The organism is Mucilaginibacter sp., from assembly GCF_036383575.1.
In the GTDB taxonomy this organism is placed as follows: Bacteria; Bacteroidota; Bacteroidia; order Sphingobacteriales; family Sphingobacteriaceae; genus Mucilaginibacter.
The window spans coordinates 1-3,584 of sequence record NZ_DASVOB010000276.1; the positions used below are offsets into that span (position 1 = coordinate 1).

Annotated in this window: 4 protein-coding genes and 1 tRNA gene; 4 read left to right on the forward strand and 1 reads right to left on the reverse strand. The window is 43.4% G+C overall.

Annotation, left to right across the window (positions count from 1 at the left end):
- The 4 genes from VF500_RS09690 to VF500_RS09705 form a co-directional block, all read left to right on the forward strand.
- A partial coding sequence (locus VF500_RS09690) for an endolytic transglycosylase MltG (RefSeq protein WP_330859482.1) occupies positions 1-309 on the forward strand: 309 nt, incomplete at its 5' end.
- A complete protein-coding gene (locus tag VF500_RS09695) occupies positions 309-716 on the forward strand; it encodes a thioesterase family protein (RefSeq protein ID WP_330859483.1) in 408 nt (135 codons plus the stop codon). The genes VF500_RS09690 and VF500_RS09695, both read left to right, overlap by 1 nt.
- A gap of 11 nt (positions 717-727) precedes the next feature.
- On the forward strand, positions 728-1,708 hold the full coding sequence (locus tag VF500_RS09700) for a YihY/virulence factor BrkB family protein (protein WP_330859484.1): 981 nt from the start codon (positions 728-730) through the stop codon (positions 1,706-1,708).
- A gap of 98 nt (positions 1,709-1,806) precedes the next feature.
- Positions 1,807-1,893, forward strand: a tRNA-Ser gene (locus VF500_RS09705).
- A 170-nt stretch (positions 1,894-2,063) separates the two neighbouring features.
- Here the strand turns inward: VF500_RS09705 and VF500_RS09710 are convergent.
- Positions 2,064-3,584, reverse strand: a 1,521-nt coding sequence (locus VF500_RS09710; protein ID WP_330859485.1) for a TIM-barrel domain-containing protein, incomplete at its 5' end; no start/stop codon positions are given.

Genomic DNA, 3,584 nt, shown 5'->3' on the forward strand with positions numbered 1-3,584 from the left:
CTTGAAGCTGACCCTACTGTGATCTTCGCGCTGAATGATTTTACTATCAAACGCGTACTTACCCGTTACCTTTCATACAATTCGCCATACAACACTTACCTGCATACAGGTTTGCCTCCGGGCCCTATCATGATGCCATCGGTTAACGCGGTAAAAGCAGTACTGAACTATCAGAAGAGCGATTATATTTACATGTGTGCCAAAGCTGATTTTTCCGGCTATCATGCCTTTGCAACCAACATGGCAGACCATTTGGTTAACGCGCATAAATTTCAGCAAGCCCTTAATGATCGTAACATCCGTAGGTAATGTTTGAGCACACCACCAAAATACGGGTGCGCTACGGCGAAACCGACCAGATGGGTTATATGTACTATGGTAATTATGCCGAGTTTTATGAAGTTGGCCGTGTAGAAATGCTCCGCAGTCTTGGCCTTACTTATAAAGGCATGGAGGAATCGGGCATTATGATGCCTGTACTCGAGCTGCAGTGCAAATACCTGAAACCAGCTTTATATGATGAGGAGATCAGTATCAGGGTGATCATGGATAAGCTACCGGGCATTCGCATTCATTTCAAGTACGAGCTTATAAACCCCAAAGGCGAGCTTATCAATATCGGCGAAACTTTACTGGTGTTCATCAACATGAAAACCAATCGCCCATGCCTCCCTCCGCAGGATTTTACCGATAGATTAATGCCCTTTTTTAAGTAGATTTGGTGTAAATGAAATGGCTCCACCGTTTTTTACTCCGGTTTAGTTTCTACAGGTATATCATCGAGTGGACAAAGTCTGTCATTATTCCGGGTTTCAGGCCATTGCCATTATATACCGTTATTGATTTCTTTGTCAAGGAGATCACCAATAACTCGCTTATTAACCGCGCTTATGCGCTGGCTTATAGTTTCATGCTGGCCGTTTTTCCGGCTACCATCTTTCTATTTACGCTTATCCCTTATGTGCCAATAAAGCATTTTAAGAATAACCTGATGATGGTGCTTGCTTCTGTAATGCCCACAAATGCGTATCTGGCCTTCAGGGAAACTATTTTTGATATTGTTAGTAATCAAAACGGTAAATTACTTTCTTTCGGTTTCCTTTCAACATTATACTTTGCCACCAACGGGGTTATCAACCTCATGAAGGCCTTTAACAAGTCTTCGTTGATTGAAGATAAACGGAGCTGGCTTAAACGACGCCTGGTAGCAACAGGAATTACCGTAGCCATAAGTTTTGCGTTGCTGCTGGCCATTTCCATACTCATCCTGGGCCAATCGATCATCCGGTTCATTCAATCGCACGTAGCGTCCGAAAATCACTTTTGGGTTTACCCGGTTATGCTGTTCAGATGGGTTATTATTGTCGTGATCATTTTTGTAACCATCGGCTGTTTATATCGATATGCCCCTGCGCATAAAAAGAAATGGAATTTTGTAAACCCAGGCTCCATACTGGCTACAGCGCTGGCGGTTTTAACATCGCTGGGCTTCTCCTATTACATTAACAATTTCTCATCGTACAACAAGGTTTACGGCTCCATCGGTACACTCATTGTGGTCATGATATGGATGTACATAAACTCATTAATTTTGATCATTGGGTTCGAATTAAACGCATCCGTAGAGCTTTCCAAGCGCACAATCCGCATCGTAAAACCGCGATTTAACACTTTTCGAACCAGAAAAATTGGCCAAGCAAAAAATTAACTTTTTGTTAATCAGTAATTTATATCGATTATTTAATTAAATTAAAAAAAGTACAATTCAAATTTGGCAATTCGCTCCGGATTTGTACTTTTGTCCCCGGAGAGTTGGCAGAGTGGTCGATTGCGGCAGTCTTGAAAACTGTTGAACTGTGAAAGGTTCCTGGGGTTCGAATCCCTAACTCTCCGCTGAAAAAGGTTCGCAAATTGCGAGCCTTTTTTGTTGATATATTTTTAATCCCGTGGGTTACCAGAAAGCTCGTAAGTCGGTATTTAAATACCTTAATACCATCGGGCGGGGATACATTTTAAAGTTTTGCTACTTGCAGGTCACTATATTGAAATTTTATTGATTACCCTCACCCTATTTTTTTAAAAGTTACCCTTCCAACGGTATTAGGCTTTCCTTTAACAGGGGCCGATATTGTACCGTCAATCTTCCCGTTTTTGAGCTCTACTTTGATCTTTCTGAAAGACCACTCCCCTTTTTCATAGTCAAATGTTTCACCATCATCATCGTACAATAAATAATATCCTGGTTTACTGCCGTAATACCTGATCTCCAGATCTATCTTTTCGTTTGCTTTCGGCGCGTGGAGCATAGGCGGCATCATCGGTATTATACCGCCATCTTTGACATATACCGGTATTTTGTCTAAGCCGGGCGTAACGCTGATCACTTCGCCGTTGCCGGCATATTTGCCGGTGTAAAAATCATACCAGTTGCCTTTAGGCAGAATAACTTTTCGGCTGGTTTCTCCGCTAAACATAGGCGCTACCAACAGGTATTGGCCTGCCATATACTGGTCTTTAACTTCTTGTGTAATCAAACGACCATAAGGATAGTCTTTCAGGTTTGCATCATTTGTATTTTTAATTAAATCGTGGCTCCCAAAGCCCTCTTCCAGTACCATCGATCGGAATGGAGGAATGCCTTTAAAGTGATATTTGGCAAATTCGCTGTACCAGTAGGGCATCATTTGCATACGTAAAGCAGCCATTTGCTTAACCTGCGGGGCAATTTCAGGAAACGACCAGGGCTTGGTTCCGCTTTCCCATGCATTGATCATAGGCATAGGCGAAAATATATTCGACTGAAACCTCCGCAGCCACTCTTCTGCAGTTTTAGAGTCCCTTACTTCGGGTGTCCACAAAACGCCGGCAAAGCCGCTGTTTATTAAAGCTGTTATAAAATCGCGATGGTTATAATAATCGTTATAAATAACGAAAGGAAAAGATGAACCACCGCCATTAGAAGCCCTCACCAAATCGAAAGTACGCCGGTTAAGTTGATGGTATTGTTCGGTAACATAGCGCTGCATCATCAGGCCGTAGGTCTGCCTCATTTGTTCTGCACTATGTCCCGACGGAAAAGTTGCCACATCCGGCCAGAGATACTCATCGCCGCCGTCCACTTCATCTATCTTAAACCCGCTTACGCCGATGTCTATTTTATTTTTCGATAGCTCGCCAAAAAAAACCTGCCTTGCTTCGGGCATCGTGATATCCGCGACAGCGCCAACCCATACAGAATTCGATCCAGTATATCCCGCAATGGTTTTAGCTATCGGCGACTCCGGCGAAATATAGGGATTGGTCCATAAATTAAGCCTTACATTCTTTTTAAGCATAGTCTGCACAAAATCTCTGGGGTCAGGGAACCTGGACTTATCCCATTCAAACGTACATGGGTACGATTTGCTTTGCCAACCCGGCTCTAAACCTATAAAATCAAGTGGATATCCTTTTTCCTCAAAGGCACTGGCTTCTTTCATTACGTCGGCCGCTGTTGACAGGCGCTGCACACGCTGCGTAAAACCTAAGCCCCAGCGTGGTGGTAAGCAACCGCCGCCACTAAGCAGGTTATACCGGCGTACAGC